This is a genomic window from Halochromatium glycolicum (genome assembly GCF_016584085.1).
Classification (GTDB): Bacteria; Pseudomonadota; Gammaproteobacteria; order Chromatiales; family Chromatiaceae; genus Lamprobacter; species Lamprobacter glycolicus.
Window position 1 is genome coordinate 19735 of record NZ_NRSJ01000048.1, and the last position, 19293, is coordinate 39027.

The window sequence follows — 19293 nt, forward strand, 5'->3', positions numbered from 1 at the left end:
CGCGGGCATCGCGCCCGCCCTAATCAATGAATCTGATCCGCCAGACCCAGCCGGCACTCCGCCTACGACGGCGCCCTGAACGCAGGATCGCGTCCATCCTGCGCGTCTATCCTGCGCAGCGGCCGAAGCCTGATCGGCATCCGTTCAACGCCGCAGGTCGAAACTGACGCGCGTTATCTGCGACAATGACCGCTGTCGAAGCAAACAAAGGTCGATTATGAGTTCTTACGACGTCTACGCCCTCGGAAACGCCTTGGTGGATATGGAATACGAGGTCAGCCCAGAAGACCTCCAGCATCTGCACATCGACAAGGGGGTCATGACCCTGGTCGACGAGGCCCATCAGCTGCGCATCATGGAGCACCTTCGCGAGCACCACCATCAGCGCGGCTCCGGTGGCTCGGCCGCGAACTCGGTCATCGCGCTCTGCCAGCTCGGCGGCAGCGGCTACTACGCCTGCAAGGTCGCTGACGACGAGCTCGGGCACTTCTATATGAAGGATCTGCGCGATGGCGGTGTCGACTGCATCCAGGGGACCTTCCTCGAGAAGGGCGACACCGGCCGTTGCGTGGTACTGGTAACGCCCGATTCGGACCGCACCATGTGCACCTATCTCGGCATCAGTGGCAACCTCTCGGTCCACGAGGTCGAGGTCAAGGCCCTGCATGCGGCCAAGTGGTTCTACACGGAAGGCTATCTGGTCACCTCCGATACCGCCCGCGTCGCGGCGATCGAGGCCCGGAAGGCGGCCGAGCATGGCGGTGTCCGGACGGCCCTCTCGCTGTCCGACCCGAATATGGTCCGCTTCTTCAAGGACGGCCTCAAGGAGATGATCGGCGACGGGGTCGACCTGATCTTCGCCAACGAGGAGGAGGCGATGGGGATGGCCGAGTCCGACAACCTGGACGATGCGGTGGCCTATCTGAAGACGCTGTCGAAGGAGTTCGCGATCACCCGCGGCCCCCAGGGCGCGCTGGTCTGGGACGGCAAGGGGCTGATCGAGATCGATCCGGTCAAGGTCGATCCGGTCGACACCGTCGGGGCTGGCGACATGTTCGCGGGCGCCTTCCTCTACGGGCTGACCCAGGGCTGGGATCACAAGCGGGCAGGCGAGCTTGCCTCCGCGACCTCGGCGAAGCTGGTCACCAGTCTCGGCCCACGCCTCCCTCAGTCCGAGACCCAGGCGATCCTGCAGCGGTTCGCCTGATCGGCCCTTGATGCATCCCTGACGCCCCTCGCCTCGCGTTGTGGCGGCAAGATGTCAACGCGGTGAGCAGACCTTGGCGGTGACCGGCCCTTGGCGCAACTGGATGCCTGGGGCGGCCCTCCAAGCCGGCCGGACGGCGCGGCGATCGCTCCGTCCTGTCTGCTCGGCACACCAAGACGGCGAATCTTGCAGCCTCTGCGGGCGCTCACTACCCTGAAGCCGACGCGAACAGATAGATCCTAGAAACCGCAGTTGAACGCTTAGCCCGGCATGCAACCCTTTGCAGTGGCTCCACTTCTAGCGTTTCATGAAGCGCACCCATGGGTGATGGCCGCTACGACCACCAGTGCACGCCCCGCGCGGCGCCCAGCGTTGTTACAACTCGTTGGAATAGAATGACTATTCCGCCTCGTTGTGCCGAGCTGGCCAATTCCCGATCAGGCACGCGGGACGCGCCCTGGCGGCCGTCCAACCGCGGTCTCTAGGATAGATCGTCGAGATTGGCGCGGGCCAACCCGCCAATCCTCCGCGCCCCAATCCTCCGCGCCCCAATCCTCCGCGCCAGTGAACGACTCGCCCGCGCGGGACCCCACTGAAGCCCGTCGTCCGCTCCGGTGGGATCGAAACGGCCGTTATCCCGGAAACGCCTGCTGACAGAGTGAAAAGAGCGTCGCGGGATAGATACCGAGCAGCAGGATCACGGCGCCATTGATGGTGATTGCGACGCGCGCGCTGGAATCGGTGCTCACTGGCCCTTCATCGCCCACCGGCTTATCGAAGTAGATCATCTTGACGACGCGCAGATAGTAGAAGGCGCCGATGATCGAGAACGCGACCGCGACGACCGCGAGCCACACCATCCCTTGGGCGACGACGGCCTCGAGCACCATCAGCTTGGCGACGAAGCCGACCATCGGCGGCACCCCCGCCATCGAGAACATGATCAAGGCCATCACCGCGGCGAGCCAGGGATCGCGATCCGAGAGACCCTTGAGGTCGTCGAGCTCCTGAACATCCAGCCCCTTGTTGGAGATCAGCAGCAGCACACCGAAGGCGCCGGCCGACATCAACGCATAGACCACCGAGTAGAACATCGCCGATGCATAACCTTGCTCAGTCCCGGCCAGCAGGCCCAGGAACAGGAAGCCGACATGCGAGATGGTCGAGTAGGCCAACATGCGCTTGATGTTCTGCTGGGCGATCGCGACCACGTTGCCGATCGCCAGCGAGAGCACCGAGAGGATCACCAGGATCTCGCCCCAATCGCCCTGTAGCCCGCCGAGCGCCTCGATCAGGATGCGGGCGGCCATCGCAAAGGCGGCGATCTTCGGCGCACTCGAGAGGAAGAGCACGATCGGGGTCGGCGCTCCCTGATAGACGTCCGGCACCCACATATGGAAGGGCACCGCACCGAACTTGAATGCGATGCCGATCAGTGTGAAGACCATCCCGAACACCAGGATCTGATCCTCGACCCCGCGACTGGAGACCGCCGCCGCGACGTCGGCGAACGCGAACCCACCGGCGGCACCGTAGAGCATCGAGATCCCGTACAGCAGCATCCCGGAGCCGAGCGCCCCGAGCACGAAATATTTCATCGCGGCCTCGGAGCCGGCCTTCGAGTCCCGATCAAACGCCACCAGCGCGTAGAGGCAGAGCGAGAGCAGCTCGAGGCCGAGGTAGAGGGTCAGGAAACCGTTCGCCGAGACCATGATCATCATGCCGAGCACGGCGAAGAGGATCAGCACATGGTATTCACCGACCCACATATCGCGGTCGCGCATATAGTCCTTCGCGTAGACGAAGGTCAGCAGCGTCACGAATAGGATGGCCCCCTTGAGCAGATCGCTCATCGGGTCGCGCACGAAGCTCTCACTGAAGGCCGTCGCGGCCGCCCCACCCCCGACGAACCCGACTGCGACCAGTGCAGCGATCAATCCGATCAGCGTCAGCCTATGGTTACTTTCCTTCTGATCGGCACGGGTATAGAGGTCCGCGATCAGCACCGTACTGGCGGTCACCAGGATCACGAGCTCCGGCAGGATCGCGACCAGGGAATCGGCAATGGAGGGATAAAGCGTCGTCATGGCGGGGTCCATTAGGGCTGAAGACCGGCAACGGGAGGAATCGCCGCCGTCGCCGGCTCGGGCAGCTTGCTGACCTGGATCTGCTGCACCAGATTCTCGATCGTCGGCTCCATCACATCGACCAGCGGCTTCGGCCAGATGCCGATCGCGAGCGTTGCGGCGGCCAGCACGCCGAGATTGAGCGCCTCGCGGCGATTGAGATCCTTGAGCTGGCCAACCTCCTCGTTCTTGACCTCGCCGAAGACCACCCGTTTGACGAGCCAGAGCGTGAAGGCCGCGGCCAGTACCAGCGTGGTCGCAGCGAGGAACGCAAACCAGAAGTCGGCCCGGAAGCTGGCCAGGATCACCATGAACTCGCCGACGAAGCCGGAGGTCCCGGGCAGTCCGGCATTGGCCATCCCGAAGAAGACCATGAAGGCGCCGAACCAAGGCATGCTGTTGATCACGCCGCCGTAGGCCGAGATCTCGCGCGTGTGCATCCGGTCATAGAGCACGCCGACGCAAAGGAAGAGCGCGCCCGAGATGAACCCGTGCGAGATCATCTGCACCATGCCGCCTTCGATGCCCATCACCGCGCCGGCGGTCTCCGAGTGCTGGAAGATCGAGAAGACGATGAAGAAGCCGAGGGTCACGAAGCCCATGTGCGCGATCGACGAGTAGGCGATCAGCTTCTTCATGTCCTGCTGCACCAGCGCGACCAGGCCGATATAGATCACCGCGATCAGCGACATCGCGATGATCAACCAGTCCAGCTCGGCGCTCGCATCCGGGGTGATCGGCAGGCTGAAGCGCAGGAAGCCGTAGCCGCCGATCTTCAGCATGATCGCGGCCAGGATCACCGAACCGCCGGTCGGCGCCTCGACATGCGCATCGGGCAGCCAGGTATGCACCGGGAACATCGGCACCTTGACCGCGAACGCGAGCAGGAACGCGATGAAGATCAGGATCTGGGCCGTCAGGCCGAGCTGGGCGGCGTGGAAGCCGAGGATGTCGAAGCTGCCGGTCTGGAAGTACAGATAGATCAGCGCGACCAGCATGAACACCGACCCGAAGAAGGTGTACAGGAAGAACTTGATGGTCGCGTAGACGCGGTTCGGGCCGCCCCAGACCCCGATGATGATGAACATCGGGATCAGCATCGCCTCCCAGAAGAAATAGAACAGGATCGCGTCGAGGGCCGAGAAGACCCCGACCATGATCCCTTCCATGATCAGGAAGGCGGCCATGTAATGCGACGGCCGGTAGCGGATCACATCCCAGCCGGCGATGATCACGAAGATCGTGATGAAGGTGGTCAGCAGGATCAACGGCATCGAAATACCGTCGATGCCGAGGTGATACTCGATCCCGAGCGCCGGTATCCAGCTCGAGCGCTCGACGAACTGCATCTCGGCGGTCGAGGTATCGAAGCCCAGCCAGAGCGGCAGACTGACCGCGAAGGTCAGCCCGGCGACCCAGAGCGCGATGCGCTTGGTCAGCTCGACATCATGCTCGCCACTCGCGATCACCGCGATGCCACCGAGGATCGGCAGCCAAATGACCAGCGAGAGCCAGGGGAATTCCAATAACATGCGCTGCCTCTCCCGCTAATCAGAAGGTCACGAACAGGGTCAACAGGACCACCAACCCGACGATCATCGCGAAGGCATAGTGATAGAGCATCCCGCTCTGCAGATTGCGCGCCCACCCAGCGAGCCAGCCGACCGCGCGCGCCGACCCGTTGACGATGCCGTCATCGATGAAGCGCTGATCGCTGCGGTTCCATAGGAAGCGGCCGAAGCGCCGGCCGCCCTCGGCAAAGACCCGCTGGTTGAAATCATCGAACCCGTACTTGTTCTCCAAGAGCCGCGTCAGCCAGCCGCCGCGTTGCTGGAGCGACAGGTCGATCCCGGGGTCCCGCTGATGGAGGAACCACCAGACATAGGCCGCCAGCACGACCCCTGCCATCGCTAGCCAGAATGGGGCCGCCTGCATCCCATGGCGAATGAACTCACGCTGGCCGTGCCAATGCTCGGCCAGATAGTGCAGGCTGTCGTGTTCGGGTTTCACGTAGATCGCCTCGCCAAGCCAGTTCTGCACCAGCAGCGGCTCGACGGTATACCAACCGATCAGCACCGACGGGATCGCGAGCCCGATCAGCGGCACCGTGACGACCCAGGGCGTCTCATGCAGATGCGAGCGCGTGTGCTCATCCATCCGCGGCTTCCCATGGAAGACCAGGAAATAGAGCCGGAAGGTGTAGAGCGCGGTCACGAAGGCCCCGAGGGTCAGCAGTAGGCTCGCCAGCCCGGCCCCGGCGATGTGCGAATGACCGACCGCCTCGATGATCGCGTCCTTCGAGAAGAAACCGGAGAAGCCGGGGAAGGCGATCAACGCGAGCGAGCCGAGCAGCGCTGTGATCCAGGTGATCGGCATCCAGCGCTTGAGTCCGCCCATATTACGGATGTCCTGATCGTGGTGCATCGCGATGATCACCGAGCCTGCGGCCAGGAACAGCAGCGCCTTGAAGAAGGCGTGGGTCATCAGATGGAAGATGCCGGCGGCATAGGCCGAGGCGCCGAGTGCCGCGATCATGTAGCCGAGCTGGGACAGGGTCGAATAAGCGACCACGCGCTTGATGTCGTTCTGGACCAGACCGACTAGGCCCATGAAGAAGGCCGTCAACGCGCCGATGATCAGCACGAACGACAGCGCCGTGGTCGAGAGCTCGAACAGCGGCGACATCCGCGCGACCATGAAGACGCCGGCGGTCACCATGGTCGCGGCGTGGATCAGCGCCGAGATCGGGGTCGGACCCTCCATCGAGTCCGGCAGCCAGACATGCAAGGGCACCTGGGCCGATTTGCCCATCGCGCCGATGAACAGCAGGATGCAGATCAGCGTCATCAGGGAGACGCCGCCGAAGACCTCGACCTGGGTGTCAGCGAATTGCGGCGCCTGCGCGAAGACCTCGGCATAGTCCATCGAGTTGAAGTACATCCCGATCGCGGCGATGCCGAGGATGAAGCCGAAGTCCCCGACGCGGTTGACCAGGAACGCCTTCAGGTTCGCGAAGACCGCCGACTCGCGCACGGTCCAGAAGCCGATCAGCAGGTAGGAGACCAGCCCGACCGCCTCCCAGCCGAAGAACAGCTGCATGAAGTTGTTCGCCATCACCAGCATCAGCATCGAGAAGGTGAACAGCGAGATGTAGCTGAAGAAGCGCTGATAGCTGTTCTTGCCGGCGAGCGAGGTCTTGGGCCAGTTGTGGTCGTCGTCGGCCATGTAGCCGATGGTGTAGATGTGCACCATCAGCGAGACGAAGGTGACCACCGCCATCATCAGCGCGGTGAGCCGATCGACCAGGAAGCCGATCTCGAAATGGATACCATCGGCGACCATCCAGGTATAGACGGCACCGTTGAAGGTCGGCTCGTCGAACCAGATGAACCGCGCGACCACCCAGAGTGACAGCAGCGTCGACAGGCCGACGCCGGCGATTGTTGCCCGGTGCGCGCCGACGCGGCCGATCTTGCCGCCGAAGAAACCGGCGATGATGGCGCCGAGCAGCGGCGCCAGCACGATGATCAGATAGACAATCTCCATTCAGGGATCTCCGAGCTTGTCCGATTGGCTCAGCCTTTGAGCATGTCCAGATCGTCAACGTTGATGGTCCGGCGGTTGCGGAACAGGACCACCAGGATGGCAAGCCCGATCGCCGCTTCGGCCGCGGCGACGGTCAGGATGAAGAACACGAAGATCTGACCATCCGGATTGCCGAGGAAGTGCGAGAAGGCGACGAAGTTCATGTTCACCGCAAGCAGCATCAGCTCGATGCACATCAGCAGGATGATCACGTTCTTGCGGTTCAAGAACACGCCGGCGACCGAGATCGAGAACAGCAGCGCGCCGAGCAGCAGATAGTCGGACAGGGCGATCATTCGGTCTCCTCCGCGGCTGTCGCAGCCAGCTCCGTCGGTCTCCGCTCGGCTGGCATCGAGACCAGTCGAATCCGATCCGGCCCCTTCTTGATCCGCACCTGCCGCGCGGCGTCCTGGTACTTGGTCTCGGGCCGCCGCCGCAATGTCAACCGAATCGCCGCGATGATCGCCACCAGCAGGATCACTGCCGCAATCTCGAACGGGTAGAGGAAGGTGGTGTAGAGATCGAGGCCGAGCTCAGCGGTATTGCTGTAATCGGCGGGATGCCCCGGCGGTTTCGCGAAGAGCTCCAGCCCGAAGTTGGACGGCCCTAGCACCAGGAACAGGTTCAGCACCATCACCCCGGCGATCAGCAGTCCAAGCGGCAGGTAGCGAATGAATTGGCCGCGGAGCGCCGCGATGTCGATATCGAGCATCATCACGACGAATAGGAACAGGACCATCACCGCGCCGACATAGACCAGCACCAGCACGATACCCAGGAATTCGGCCTCCAGCAGCAGCCAGAGCACGGCGCTACTGACGAACGCAAGCACCAGAAACAAGACCGCATGCACCGGATTGCGCCGCGTCACAACCATCCCTGCTGAGACTACGGTTATGGCCGCGAACACGTAGAACAGAAATTTCTCGAAGCCCATGGAGTTTCCCGCTGGCATGGCTGCGCGCAAGACCGGCTCGCGCGGGCAGGCAGGCGTTAAGTTACAACGTGCAACGATCTCGGCGAACACCGCCGAGATCGCAGGCGCCGTCTCGGCGGCGCCGGCATCGGATCAGGGTTTGCGCCGGCTGCACTTCCGGCTGCGTCCCGGTCACCGATAGGGTGCATCAGCCGCTCGTGCGGCCGCGATGCGCGATTCGTATTTATCTCCGATCGCGAGCAGCTTGTCCTTGGTCATGATGTTCTCGCCGCGATTCTCGAAGTGATATTCGTAGATATCGGTCTCGACGATCGAGTCGACCGGACAGGACTCCTCACAGAATCCGCAGTAGATGCACTTGAACAGATCGATGTCGTAGCGTGTCGTGCGCCGGGAGCCGTCCTCCCGGGGCTCGGCCTCGATGGTGATCGCCAACGCCGGGCAGGTCGCCTCACAAAGCTTGCAGGCGATACAGCGCTCTTCCCCATTAGGGTAACGACGCAGTGCGTGGAGACCGCGAAAACGCGGCGAGACCGGCGCCTTCTCTTCGGGATATTGAACGGTGAACTTCCGTTTGAACAGGTAAGTACCGGTCAAACGCATTCCCCGAAACAACTCGACGAGCAGCAGGCTGTTGAGATAAGTGCGAGCGGCTTGAAGCATGGTTGACTCTATCGGGTATCGACTGGCCTAAAGACCGCGGTCGTCCGTCGCGACTGCCGATCAGGCAGCTGGTGCCGACCACCAGGGCGGCAGCTCAACGAGCACAGCAACAGCGACCACAAGAATCCAGACGATTGTGATCGGGATGAAGACCTTCCAGCCGAGACGCATAATCTGGTCGTAGCGGTAGCGCGGAAAGGTCGCGCGCAGCCACAGGAAGACGAACATGAAGAAGAAGGTCTTGAGCACGATCCAGATCAGACCCGGCACCCAGGCCGTCATCTCATCCAGCACCGGGATGCCCTGGAACGGCGACAGCCAACCGCCGAAGAACAGTAGCGTAGCGAGCATCGCGATCAGGACCATGTTCGCGTACTCGGCGAGGAAGAAGATCGCGAAGGCCATGCCGGAGTACTCGACATGGAAGCCGGCGACGATCTCAGACTCTCCCTCGGCCACGTCGAACGGTGCCCGATTCGTCTCGGCGACACCCGAGATGAAGTAGACGCCAAACAACGGCAGCAGCGGCAGCCAGAACCAGGTCAGTAGGCTGCCAGACTGGGCCTCGACGATCGCGCTGAGGTTCAGGCTGCCGGCAGCGACGAGCACCCCCACGAGCGCGAAGCCCATCGCAATCTCATAAGCGACGATCTGCGCGGCAGCGCGCATCGCGCCCAGCAGCGCGTACTTCGAATTGGAGGCCCAGCCGGCGATGATGACCCCATACACCCCCAGCGAGGTCAGCGCCAGCACGTAGAGCAGGCCGGCATTGATGTCGGCCAGCACCAGACCGGCGTCGAACGGAACCACCGCCCAGGCCGCCAGCGCCGGCACGATCGCAATCAGAGGCGCGAGCAGAAACAGCCCCTTGTTGGCCTTGCTCGGGACGATGATCTCCTTGACCATCAGCTTCAGGGCATCGGCGATCGGCTGCAGCAGACCGCGCCAACCGACCCGGTTCGGGCCCACGCGCACCTGGATATAGCCGATCACCTTGCGCTCGGCATAGGTATACCAAGCGACGACCGCCAACAACGGGCCGATGATGGCGCCAATCGCGACCAGGCTCTGAAGCGGCAGCGGCAGTATGTTCCAGAGGTCCATCATCGTCACAGCTTCTCCAAGGCGACGGTGCCGATCTGGGCACCCAGGCTCTCGCTGCCGCTGACGGCAGCCGGAATACGCACCGTGCCGATGGCGCAGCGATCATCGAGCACGACCTGTGCGCGCCCGCGATGGCCGTTCTGATGGATCTCGACCTCATCCCCGTCAACAAGGCCAAGCTCGGCGGCCTGTTTTGGATGCAGTGAGACCGCAAGCGACTCGGCGAGCTGCGTCCGCTGCAGCGCCGGCGCATGGCGGACCAGCGCATCGGTCGCATAGATCGGCACATTGCCGACTCGCACCAGCGGCGTGCCGAGCATCTCGGGGACGGCCGCCGGCGTGCCCTGCAGCCGGTTATCCGGCGTCAGGCCGTCGCACTGAGCCGCAAGCTCGTCATGGACCTGCTTGGCGGTGTTCTGCTCGAAGCCGTCGAACTCGAGTAGGTTTCCGAGCACGCGCAGGACCTTCCAGCCCGGGCGCGCATCGCCGGCCGGCGGCACCGCGCCCTGGAACCGTTGCCAAGCACCGGCGGCATTGACGAAGGTGCCGGCGGTCTCCGCGAAGGCAGCGATCGGCAGCAGGATATCGGCGACCTGCTCGAGCGCCAGCGAGCGGAAGCTGGCGCAGGCCACGACGAATCCGGCCTGATCCAGGGCCTGCATCGCCGTGCCCGGCTCGATCAGGTCCAGGTCCGGCTCCAGGCCCCAGAGCAGATAGCCCTGACGCGGCTCGTGGAGCATCGCAAGCGCATTCAAGCCCGGACGCTCGATAGCCTTGGCGCCGGGCGAACGGTGCGGCAGCGCGCCGGCAACATGGGCACCGGTGCTGTTCGCGGCCTGCGCCAGCAGCCCGACGCGGCAGCCAGCGGCCGCCGCAATCTCCCAGGCGAGCGCCTTCAGGAGGGTAAGATCAGGGTCGGCCTCGGCGAGGGCGCCGAGCAAGACCAGCCCGCTTCCCTTGGTGCCAGCCTGCCTCAGCGAATCGGCAACGGTCTGGTGCGTCTCGCCGACTTCGGCCTGATCCAACAGCGGTTTGATGCTGCCGCTGCCCGAGACCCCCAGGGCCTTCGCAATCGCGGCGAGTTCCAGCAGCAGACAGCCGGGAACGGCCGTCAACTGACGTGCCGGATGCATCAGCTCCAGCTCATAGGCATTGACGACCGCGATCTCGGCCCCGTCCAGGGCCGCCTTGCGGAGGCGGTGGGCCAATAGCGGCTGCTCATGACGGATATCGCTGCCGATCAGCAGGACAGCGGTCTGGCGCTCCAGCTCAGCGATGGGAAGGCCGAGCCAGGGCAGCAGCGGATCGCTGGAATCACCACGGAAGTCCTGTTGGCGCAAACGGCTGTCGATGTTGTCACAGCCCAGTGTCCGCACCAGCTTCTGGAAGAGATATTGCTCTTCAAGGGTCGCATTCGGCGCGATCAAGCAGCCGAGATGATCGGCACCAAGGCCGTCGATCAGGCCGCGCAGACCGCCGACCACGGTGCTCAGCGCCTCCTGCCATTCGACTTCGTGCCAGGCGCCGTCACGTTTGATCATCGGCGCCGTCAGCCGCTCGGGGCTGCTCAGACCCTCATAGCTAAAGCGATCGCGGTCCGAGATCCAGCACTCGTTGACCGCCTCATTGTCGCGCGGATGGACCCGCATCACCTGCTCGCCGCGGATATGCAGCTGCAGGTTGGAGCCGACACCATCGTGCGGGGCGATGCCCTCATCGGAGGTCAGCTCCCAGGCGCGCGCGGTGAAGCGATAGGGTTTCGAGGTCAGCGCGCCGACCGGACAGAGATCGATGATATTGCCCGAGAGCTCGTGGGAGACCGTGTGCTCGACGAAGGTGCCGATCCGCATGTCCTCGCCGCGCCCGGTCGCGCCGAGCTCACGCAGTCCGGCGATCTCGGCACCGAACCGCACGCAGCGGGTGCAATGGATGCAACGGGTCATCTCTGTTGCGATCAGCGGACCGAGATCCTCGTCCTTGACCACCCGCTTGCGCTCACTGAAGCGCGAGACGTCTTCGCCGTAGCCCATCGAGACGTCCTGCAGCTCGCATTCGCCGCCCTGATCGCAGATCGGGCAGTCGAGCGGGTGGTTGATGAGCAGGAATTCCATGGTGCCGCGCTGGGCATCAAGGGCCTTTGGTGAGCGCGTCAGCACCTTCATGCCGTCGCCGACCGGGGTCGCGCAGGCGGGCACCGGCTTCGGGAACGGGCGGCCGCCCTGCTCTGCCTCGACCAGGCACATACGGCAGTTGGCGGCGATCGACAGCTTCTCGTGGTAACAGAAGCGCGGGATCGGGATGCCCTCGCGGTCGGCCACCGCGATGATCATCTCGCCGGGCGCCGCACTGCAGCTACGGCCGTCGATCTCGAGGGTGATCTTGTCGTCCGACATCGGATTGGCCTACCTGTCGTTGAGCCGCGGGGCGCTATACATCGTTGTCCGTTGCACAGGCATCGAGTGGGGCGGGCCTGGCGGCGCTCAGGCCGCTTCGACCAGCGGCCGGCCGTGCTCGATCAGGTACTCGAACTCGGCGCGATAGTGTTTCAGGAAGCTCTGGACGGGCATTGCAGCCGCGTCGCCGAGCGCGCAGATGGTGCGTCCACCGATGCGTCCTGCCACATTGTCCAAGAGATCGAGGTCCTGGGGCCGGCCCTGCCCAGCCAGCATCCGTTCGAGCACCCGTGCGAGCCAGCCCGTGCCCTCGCGACAGGGGGTGCACTGTCCGCAGGATTCGTGCGCATAGAAGTGCGCCAGATTGGCCAGCACCTTGACCATGCAGGTGCCTTCGGCGATCACGATCACCGCCCCGGAGCCGAGCATCGAGCCGGCCTTCGCAATCGAGTCGTAATCCATGTCGGTCGCGAGCATCACGTCGCCCGGCACGACCGGCACCGAGGAGCCGCCGGGGATCACCGCCTTCAGGGACCGGCCGCCGCTGACGCCGCCGGCCATCTCGAGCAGGTCCTTGAACGGGGTGCCGAGCGGGATCTCAAAATTGTCGGGACGGGCAACGTGACCGGTCACCGAGAACAGCTTCGGACCGCCGTTGTTCGGCCGTCCCTGCTCCAGGAACCACTTGCCGCCCTTCTCGAGGATCACCGGCACCGAGGCCAGGGACTCGGTGTTGTTGATCGTGGTCGGTTTTCCATAGAGACCCGCCTGGGCCGGGAACGGCGGCTTGAACCGCGGTTGCCCCTTCTTGCCCTCGAGCGACTCGAGCAGCGCGGTCTCCTCGCCGCAGATGTAGGCGCCGGAGCCGAGATGGGTATAGAGATCGAAGTCGATCCCGGAGCCGAGCAGATCCGTGCCGAGCAGCCCGGCCGCATAGGCCTCCTCGAGGGCCTGATCGAAGCGCTCGGTCGGCTCGTAGAACTCGCCGCGGATGTAGTTGTAGCCGACCGTCGCGCCGATGCAGTAGCCGGCGATCGCCATGCCCTCGATCAGCTGGTGCGGGTTATACCGCATGATGTCGCGATCCTTGCAGGTGCCGGGCTCACCCTCGTCCGAGTTGCAGACGATGTACTTCTGGCCCGGTTTGCTGCGCGGCATGAAGCTCCATTTGAGGCCGGTCGGAAAGCCGGCACCCCCACGGCCGCGCAGGGCCGAGGTCTTGATCTCGTCGATCAGCTGATCCGGGTCCGGCTTCTCGCGCAGGATGCGCTCCCACTGCACGTAGCCGCCGACACTGCGGTAGCCCTCGAGGGTGTGACGCACCTGTTCGTCGAGGTGCATCGTACGGAAGCAAACGGTGTTCTGGTTGTCAGCCATAGGATGCGCGCGCTCAGTCGAGGTCGTCGATGATCTTGTCGATGTCGTCCGGCGTCACGCATTCGTGGTAGGTCTTGTCGACCATCACGACCGGGGCGTGCCGGCAGGCACCAAGGCATTCGAACTCCTTGAACGTGAGCTTGCCGTCGGCGGTGGTCCCGCCCGGCTCAACCTTGTATTTCTCTTCGATGTGGTGCATCAGCTCCTCGGCACCACCGAGCATGCAGGAGACACTGTTGCAGACACAGACCTTATGCCGGCCGACCGGCTCGAGGTCGTACATCGCATAGAAGGTCGCGACCTCGTAGACCGCGGTCTCCGGCATATCGAGATAGGCGGCGACCTGATCCATCAGCTCGCGCGTCAGCCAGCCGCCGTTGTGGTCCTGCACCAGGGTCAGCGCCGGCATCACCGCCGACTGCTTCCACTCCGGCGGATACTTGGCGACATGCTTGTCGATCTCGGCACGCAGCTCGGGGGTGAGCAGCGTCTCCTTGTCGACGTCATGGATCACGGCCAGCGGTGTGGTACGGAAGCTCATCAGCGATCGATCTCCCCGAACACGATATCCATGGTGCCGATGATCGCGACCACGTCGGCGAGCATATGACCCTTCGACATCTCGTCCATCGCCGCCAGATGCGGAAAACCAGGCGCCCGGACCTTCAGCCGATAGGGCTTGTTGGCGCCGTCCGAGACGATGTAACAGCCGAACTCGCCCTTCGGCGCCTCGACCGCCGCATAGACCTCGCCCGGCGGCGGGCAGTAGCCCTCGGTGAAGAGCTTAAAGTGATGGATCAGGGCCTCCATGTCGTCCTTCATACCGACACGGGTCGGTGGCACGACCTTGTGGTCATCGACCATCACCGGCCCCGGATTGGCGCGCAGCCAGTCGATACACTGTTTGATGATCCGGTTCGATTGGCGCATCTCTTCGATCCGGACCAGGTAGCGGTCGTAGCAGTCACCGTTCTGACCGACCGGGATATCGAAGTCGACCTGATCATAGGCCGCGTAGGGCTGTTTCTTGCGCAGGTCCCACGCGACGCCCGAGCCGCGCAGCATCGGACCGGTAAAACCAAGGTTCTTGGCGCGATCGGCGTCGACGACCCCGATGCCAACGGTACGCTGCTTCCAGATCCGGTTGTCGGTCAGCAGGGTCTCGTACTCGTCGACCAGCTTTGGGAATCGGTTGCTAAAGTCCTCGATGAAGTCGAGCAACGAGCCGCTGCGCGCCTCGTTCAGCTTCTTGACCTCACGGGCGCTGTGCCATTTCGATTTACCCTCCGGGAACCGCGGCATCTGCGCCGGCAGGTCGCGATAGACCCCGCCGGGACGATAGTAGGTCGCATGCAGCCGCGCCCCGGAGACCGCCTCGTAGCAGTCCATCAGGTCTTCGCGCTCGCGGAAGCAGTACAGGAACACGCTCATCGCGCCGACATCGAGCGCATGGGCACCGAGCCACATCAGGTGGTTCAGGATGCGCGTGATCTCGTCGAACAAGGTGCGGATGTACTGGGCCCGGATCGGCGCCTCGACCCCGAGGAGCTTCTCGATCGCGCGCACATAGCCATGCTCGTTGCACATCATCGAGACGTAGTCGAGCCGGTCCATGTAGCCGATGCTCTGGTTGTACGGCTTGGACTCGGCCAGCTTCTCGGTCGCGCGATGCAGCAGTCCGATGTGCGGATCGGCGCGTTCGATGACCTCACCATCCATCTCCAGCACCAGGCGCAGCACACCGTGGGCGGCCGGGTGCTGCGGACCGAAGTTGAGCGTGTAGTTGCGGATCTCAGGCATTGGAGGCGTCCTTGGCTCCGGTCACGGCCGGGTGATCATCGCCGAGGTAGCGGCTGTCGTCGCGGATGACCTTGGGCACCAGCACCCGTGGCTCGATCTCGACCGGCTCATAGATCACGCGACCCTGCTCGGGGTCGTAGCGCATCGCGACTTGGCCGCTCAACGGGAAGTCCTTCCGGAACGGATGACCGACGAACCCATAGTCGCTCAGGATGCGGCGCAGGTCGGGATGGCCATCGAACAGGATGCCGAAGAGATCGAAGGCCTCGCGCTCGAACCAATCGGCCACACTCCAGATCGGCGTCACCGATGGCACGACCGGTTGCTGGCCACCCGCGCGAATCGTCAAGCGAAGCCGCCGGTTGTGCCGGAGCGACAACAGGTGGTAGACGACCGCGAAGCGCTCGGGCCCGTCGGTCTCAAGCTCGAGATCACGATCCACACCACGGCCGAACCCGAAGTGCGATGCATCGGTGGTCGCCCACTCCGACAGGCCGTAGGCGGCATAATCGACGGCACAGAGATCGATCAACTGCTCGAATGCGAGCGAGCCATCATCACGCAGGGTCTGGCAGGCTTCGAGCAGGCGCTCCGCTGCGAGATCGAGCGTCAGCTCACCGTACTCGGCCCGCAAACTGCCCCCGAACGCACCAAAGCCCTCGTTGAGCTGTGCAGCAAGGTGATCGAGACGGGCATCGCCGGTTGTAATGATCGATTCGGTCATGGATTCAATCGGGCAGAATGCACCCAGCAATTAACAATCGGTAACCAGCGATTACCGGGCGATGGTGTTGGTCCGACGGATCTTGTTCTGGAGCTGAAGGACGCCATAGAGCAGCGCCTCTGCAGAGGGCGGACAGCCGGGCACATAGACGTCCACCGGAACGATCCGGTCACAACCGCGCACCACCGAGTAGGAGTAGTGGTAGTAGCCACCCCCGTTTGCACAAGAGCCCATCGAGATCACCCAGCGCGGCTCCGCCATCTGGTCATAGACCTTCCGCAGGGCCGGTGCCATCTTGTTGACGAGGGTGCCGGCGACGATCATCACATCCGACTGTCGCGGGCTCGGGCGGAAGATGATCCCGAAGCGGTCGAGATCGTACCGCGCAGCCCCTGCATGCATCATCTCGACAGCGCAACAAGCGAGACCGAAGGTCATCGGCCACAGCGAGCCGGTCCGCGCCCAGTTGATCAACTTATCAGCGCTCGTCGTAACGACGCCTTCTTCGAGGATGCCTTCGATACCCATCACAACCCCCTCTCGATCAATGACCCATTGCCGAGGTGTAGGCGGCTCACTCCCACTCAAGCGCACCCTTGCGCCATTCGTAGATGAAACCGACCACCAGAATGCCTAGGAACACTGACATGGCGAGTAGTCCGCCCGTTCCAAGCTCCTCAAGCACCACGGCCCAGGGGAAGAGGAAGGCGATCTCGAGGTCGAACAGGATGAAGAGGATGGCGACCAGGTAGTAGCGCACATCGAACTTCATGCGCGCGCTCTCGAACGCCTCGAAGCCACACTCGTAAGGGGAGTCCTTCTCCGGGTCGGGCCGGCGGGGACCGAGCAGCATGCCGAGCACCCGAGGCGCCAGGCCGATCAGGATCGCCACGACCAGAAAGATCAGGATGTGCAGATAGTCTTCCAGCATCCGGTGGCGACTCCCAAGCTCAGGTCATTTTTCAAGACGAAAACCCGCAGTATCCTATTGCGAGCATAGGCCGCTGTCAAGCCAGCAACACAGACAAACCGACAATAATCAACCAGTTAACTGTATCGTTCGCCGAAAAGAAAGGCGGCCCCGCGAACGGGTACCGCCTTCTTGTGCTGGTGCCGACGGCCGGACTCGAACCGGCACGGCTTGCGCCACTGCCCCCTCAAGACAGCGTGTCTACCAATTCCACCACGTCGGCAATCTCTTTCTCATTATTACAGGTTTTCGAAGAGAACGGGGTCTCGACGGCGAGGTACCCTTTAGCGAGCCGGGCTGTTATTCAGCCGGCGGCGGCAAATCACCGCCCGGCGTCGCGGAGGTCTCGCCAGCCGCGTTGCCCTCCTCTCCGAGATCATCAGTGACGCTCTCATCGGCGATCGGGACCGGCGGCATATCCCCCTGAGTGCGGCCCGGCGCCTGGGATGCTTCCGGTGCAGCAGGCGGCAGATCGTTCGCCCGATCCGCGGCTGGCGCCGATTGCGGCTGCGGAGAGGCCGGCACCTCGACCTCATCCATCAGGCCGCCAGGCTCGCCGACCCGTGCCGCGAAGTAGGCGAGCGCGATACTCGTCAGGAAGAACAGCGTCGCAATGATCGCGGTCGACCGCGACAAAAAGTTGCCCGAGCCCTGCGCACCAAAGACCGTTGACGAAGCGCCGCTCCCAAAGGCCGCCCCGGCATCGGCACCTTTCCCGTGCTGCAACAGCACCAACGCAATCAGGCCGATTGCGAGCACGAGATGGAAGACGGTCAGGATGAGCTGCATTGAAGGACCCAATCGTTTGCATTGCCCGCCGGACAGGTTGCCCGCGGGACGTCAGGCGTTCGCGTCGCCCGCTTTGCAGATGGCCAAGAAGTCCCCAGCCTTCAGCGCTGCACCCCCGATCAAGCCGCCATCGATATCAGCCTGCGCCATCAGCTCCGACGCATTCGCCGGCTTCATGCTTCCGCCGTAGAGGATACGAACGCCTTGTGCCACCTCGGCACTCTTCTTCGCGACGCGCTCGCGCAGGAAGGCGTGGACCTCCTGAGCCTGCTCGGGCGTGGCGGTGACACCGGTGCCGATTGCCCAAACCGGCTCATAGGCGATCACACCCTTGGCCAAGGCATCGATACCGCCTGACTCGAGCACCCCATCGAGGTGCCGGGCGACCACCTCTTCGGTCTTACCCTGCTCACGCTCCTCTAAGGTTTCGCCGACACAGAGGATCGGCGTCAGCCCGTGCTCGACTGCGAGCGCATACTTGCGCCCGATGATCGCATCGGTTTCACCGTTAAAGAGCCGCCGTTCGGAGTGGCCGACGATTACGTAGGTGCAACCGAAATCTTTCAGCATGGCTGCCGAGACCTGGCCCGTGAAGGCGCCATTCTCCTCGCGTGAACAGTCCTGAGCGCCGTGTCCGATCGGCGTTCCCTGCAGTATGTCCTCGGCCAGATAGAGGAACGGGAAAGGCGGACAGACCGCGACCTCGGACGTCGTGATCTGGTCGATCCCGGCCTTGATGCCGTTCAGCAGCTCGACCGTCTCGGCCTTGCTGCCATTCATCTTCCAGTTTCCAGCGATCAGCGGCTGACGCATGACTGTCTCCCGAAGAAAAGAGCCGATCATGATAACGGCACGAACACTATGTCGCAACCGGTTCGGGCGAATCCATCCTTCCTTATGGGCCTCAAGGTGGCTTAGACTAACCTGATGTCAAAAGGAAAGAAGAAGCCCGGCGTCCCCAGTAGCACGATTGCACTGAATAAGAAGGCACGCCATGAATATCAGATCGAGCAACGGTTCGAGGCCGGACTCGCCCTCGAGGGCTGGGAGGTCAAAGGGCTGCGCGCCGGCCGGGTGCAGCTCAAAGAGGCCTATGTCAAGATCCTACACGGCGAGGCATTCCTGATCGGCTGCCATATCTCGCCACTCGCCTCGGCCTCGACGCACGTCGAACCCGACCCGACGCGAACCCGCAAGCTGCTGTTGAAGCGCACCGAGCTGAGCCGCCTGATCGGACAGACCGAACGGGCCGGGTACACGCTCGTGCCGCTCGCGATGTATTGGAAGCGCGGCCGCGCCAAGCTCGAGATCGGTCTCGCGAAAGGCAAGAAGCTCCACGACAAGCGCGCGGACGCCAAGGATCGCGACTGGCAACGCGAGAAGGAGCGCCTGTTCAAGCGTCACTAAGGCGATTTCTGTCAAAGCTCATACCGCAGCAATTCCCGCCGCAAAAATATCTGCTTTAGAAACAATAAGTTGGCTTTGAGCCGAAAAAAATCTTTCGTAAACTTTTGAAGCCGAATCAGTATACTGCCACGACCTTCTCAAGCTGCGAGGCAGGTATTGATGAGTGGTCCGTTCTCACGCCAGCACCTCAGCGTCGCGGGACTGCTGCGCG

The 19293-nt window shown here is 63.3% G+C and carries 18 protein-coding genes and 1 tRNA gene; 2 read left to right on the forward strand and 17 right to left on the reverse strand.

All coding sequences use genetic code 11. The annotated features are described in order from the left end of the window. Positions 1–217 precede the first annotated feature (217 nt). On the forward strand, positions 218–1207 hold the full coding sequence (locus CKO40_RS19685) for an adenosine kinase (protein ID WP_200348162.1): 990 nt from the start codon (positions 218–220) through the stop codon (positions 1205–1207). Positions 1208–1839: 632 nt separating this feature from the next. On the opposite strand, the gene nuoN is transcribed toward CKO40_RS19685, so the two are convergent. The 17 genes from nuoN to tpiA form a co-directional block, all read right to left on the reverse strand. After that, the gene (nuoN, locus tag CKO40_RS19690) at positions 1840–3294 is read right to left on the reverse strand and encodes an NADH-quinone oxidoreductase subunit NuoN (RefSeq protein ID WP_200348163.1); all 1455 of its coding nucleotides are present in this window, start codon (positions 3292–3294) and stop codon (positions 1840–1842) included. 11 nt (positions 3295–3305) lie between these two features. Next, the gene (locus tag CKO40_RS19695) at positions 3306–4865 is read right to left on the reverse strand and encodes an NADH-quinone oxidoreductase subunit M (RefSeq protein WP_200348164.1); all 1560 of its coding nucleotides are present in this window, start codon (positions 4863–4865) and stop codon (positions 3306–3308) included. Positions 4866–4884: 19 nt separating this feature from the next. Then, complete coding sequence (nuoL, locus tag CKO40_RS19700) at positions 4885–6879, reverse strand: NADH-quinone oxidoreductase subunit L (protein ID WP_200348165.1); 1995 nt, start codon at positions 6877–6879, stop codon at positions 4885–4887. Positions 6880–6908: 29 nt separating this feature from the next. After that, positions 6909–7214: an NADH-quinone oxidoreductase subunit NuoK gene (gene nuoK / locus CKO40_RS19705; protein ID WP_200348166.1), complete on the reverse strand. Its 306-nt coding sequence runs from the start codon at positions 7212–7214 to the stop codon at positions 6909–6911. Further along, the gene (locus CKO40_RS19710; RefSeq protein ID WP_200348167.1) at positions 7211–7855 is read right to left on the reverse strand and encodes an NADH-quinone oxidoreductase subunit J; all 645 of its coding nucleotides are present in this window, start codon (positions 7853–7855) and stop codon (positions 7211–7213) included. Before CKO40_RS19710 ends, nuoK begins: the two co-directional genes overlap by 4 nt. 171 nt (positions 7856–8026) lie before the next feature. After that, positions 8027–8518 carry an NADH-quinone oxidoreductase subunit NuoI gene (nuoI, locus tag CKO40_RS19715; RefSeq protein WP_200348168.1) on the reverse strand — a complete coding sequence of 164 codons (492 nt, stop codon included), beginning with the start codon at positions 8516–8518 and terminating at the stop codon, positions 8027–8029. Positions 8519–8578: 60 nt separating this feature from the next. Continuing rightward, a complete protein-coding gene (gene nuoH, locus CKO40_RS19720; RefSeq protein ID WP_200348169.1) occupies positions 8579–9625 on the reverse strand; it encodes an NADH-quinone oxidoreductase subunit NuoH in 1047 nt (348 codons plus the stop codon). Between the two features lie 2 nt (positions 9626–9627). Further along, positions 9628–12015, reverse strand: a complete 2388-nt coding sequence (nuoG, locus tag CKO40_RS19725; protein WP_200348170.1) for an NADH-quinone oxidoreductase subunit NuoG — start codon at positions 12013–12015, stop codon at positions 9628–9630. Positions 12016–12102: 87 nt separating this feature from the next. Further along, a complete protein-coding gene (nuoF, locus tag CKO40_RS19730) occupies positions 12103–13392 on the reverse strand; it encodes an NADH-quinone oxidoreductase subunit NuoF (RefSeq protein ID WP_200348171.1) in 1290 nt (429 codons plus the stop codon). A 13-nt stretch (positions 13393–13405) separates the two neighbouring features. Further along, the gene (nuoE, locus tag CKO40_RS19735) at positions 13406–13933 is read right to left on the reverse strand and encodes an NADH-quinone oxidoreductase subunit NuoE (RefSeq protein WP_200348172.1); all 528 of its coding nucleotides are present in this window, start codon (positions 13931–13933) and stop codon (positions 13406–13408) included. Continuing rightward, complete coding sequence (locus tag CKO40_RS19740) at positions 13933–15192, reverse strand: NADH-quinone oxidoreductase subunit D (protein WP_200348173.1); 1260 nt, start codon at positions 15190–15192, stop codon at positions 13933–13935. Before CKO40_RS19740 ends, nuoE begins: the two co-directional genes overlap by 1 nt. Continuing rightward, the gene (locus tag CKO40_RS19745) at positions 15185–15916 is read right to left on the reverse strand and encodes an NADH-quinone oxidoreductase subunit C (RefSeq protein ID WP_200348174.1); all 732 of its coding nucleotides are present in this window, start codon (positions 15914–15916) and stop codon (positions 15185–15187) included. Before CKO40_RS19745 ends, CKO40_RS19740 begins: the two co-directional genes overlap by 8 nt. A 51-nt stretch (positions 15917–15967) precedes the next feature. Then, positions 15968–16444 (reverse strand): NuoB/complex I 20 kDa subunit family protein, encoded by a 477-nt coding sequence (locus CKO40_RS19750; RefSeq protein ID WP_200348175.1) that lies wholly within the window; start codon positions 16442–16444, stop codon positions 15968–15970. A 46-nt stretch (positions 16445–16490) separates the two neighbouring features. After that, complete coding sequence (locus tag CKO40_RS19755; RefSeq protein WP_200348176.1) at positions 16491–16847, reverse strand: NADH-quinone oxidoreductase subunit A; 357 nt, start codon at positions 16845–16847, stop codon at positions 16491–16493. Positions 16848–17024: 177 nt separating this feature from the next. After that, a tRNA-Leu gene (locus CKO40_RS19760) sits at positions 17025–17109 on the reverse strand. 77 nt (positions 17110–17186) lie between these two features. Then, positions 17187–17675, reverse strand: a complete 489-nt coding sequence (secG, locus tag CKO40_RS19765; protein ID WP_200348177.1) for a preprotein translocase subunit SecG — start codon at positions 17673–17675, stop codon at positions 17187–17189. Between the two features lie 51 nt (positions 17676–17726). Further along, entirely contained in the window at positions 17727–18488 is a 762-nt protein-coding gene (gene tpiA / locus CKO40_RS19770; RefSeq protein ID WP_200348178.1) for a triose-phosphate isomerase, read from the reverse strand. Positions 18489–18602: 114 nt separating this feature from the next. Between tpiA and smpB the strand changes: the two genes are divergently transcribed. Beyond that, entirely contained in the window at positions 18603–19082 is a 480-nt protein-coding gene (gene smpB / locus CKO40_RS19775; protein WP_200348179.1) for an SsrA-binding protein SmpB, read from the forward strand. Positions 19083–19293: the final 211 nt, after the last annotated feature.

Bases quoted from the DNA above. Each gene is read 5' to 3' on its own strand.
- nuoL (WP_200348165.1), bottom strand. From the start codon at position 6,879: ATGGAGATTGTCTATCTGATCATCGTGCTGGCGCCGCTGCTCGGCGCC.
- CKO40_RS19685 (WP_200348162.1), top strand. From the start codon at position 218: ATGAGTTCTTACGACGTCTACGCCCTCGGAAACGCCTTGGTGGATATG.
- secG (WP_200348177.1), bottom strand. From the start codon at position 17,675: ATGCAGCTCATCCTGACCGTCTTCCATCTCGTGCTCGCAATCGGCCTG.
- tpiA (WP_200348178.1), bottom strand. From the start codon at position 18,488: ATGCGTCAGCCGCTGATCGCTGGAAACTGGAAGATGAATGGCAGCAAG.
- CKO40_RS19740 (WP_200348173.1), bottom strand. From the start codon at position 15,192: ATGCCTGAGATCCGCAACTACACGCTCAACTTCGGTCCGCAGCACCCG.
- nuoF (WP_200348171.1), bottom strand. From the start codon at position 13,392: ATGGCTGACAACCAGAACACCGTTTGCTTCCGTACGATGCACCTCGAC.
- CKO40_RS19710 (WP_200348167.1), bottom strand. From the start codon at position 7,855: ATGGGCTTCGAGAAATTTCTGTTCTACGTGTTCGCGGCCATAACCGTA.
- CKO40_RS19750 (WP_200348175.1), bottom strand. From the start codon at position 16,444: ATGGGTATCGAAGGCATCCTCGAAGAAGGCGTCGTTACGACGAGCGCT.
- nuoN (WP_200348163.1), bottom strand. From the start codon at position 3,294: ATGACGACGCTTTATCCCTCCATTGCCGATTCCCTGGTCGCGATCCTG.
- nuoG (WP_200348170.1), bottom strand. From the start codon at position 12,015: ATGTCGGACGACAAGATCACCCTCGAGATCGACGGCCGTAGCTGCAGT.
- smpB (WP_200348179.1), top strand. From the start codon at position 18,603: ATGTCAAAAGGAAAGAAGAAGCCCGGCGTCCCCAGTAGCACGATTGCA.
- nuoE (WP_200348172.1), bottom strand. From the start codon at position 13,933: ATGAGCTTCCGTACCACACCGCTGGCCGTGATCCATGACGTCGACAAG.
- CKO40_RS19755 (WP_200348176.1), bottom strand. From the start codon at position 16,847: ATGCTGGAAGACTATCTGCACATCCTGATCTTTCTGGTCGTGGCGATC.
- nuoK (WP_200348166.1), bottom strand. From the start codon at position 7,214: ATGATCGCCCTGTCCGACTATCTGCTGCTCGGCGCGCTGCTGTTCTCG.
- nuoH (WP_200348169.1), bottom strand. From the start codon at position 9,625: ATGATGGACCTCTGGAACATACTGCCGCTGCCGCTTCAGAGCCTGGTC.
- CKO40_RS19745 (WP_200348174.1), bottom strand. From the start codon at position 15,916: ATGACCGAATCGATCATTACAACCGGCGATGCCCGTCTCGATCACCTT.
- nuoI (WP_200348168.1), bottom strand. From the start codon at position 8,518: ATGCTTCAAGCCGCTCGCACTTATCTCAACAGCCTGCTGCTCGTCGAG.
- CKO40_RS19695 (WP_200348164.1), bottom strand. From the start codon at position 4,865: ATGTTATTGGAATTCCCCTGGCTCTCGCTGGTCATTTGGCTGCCGATC.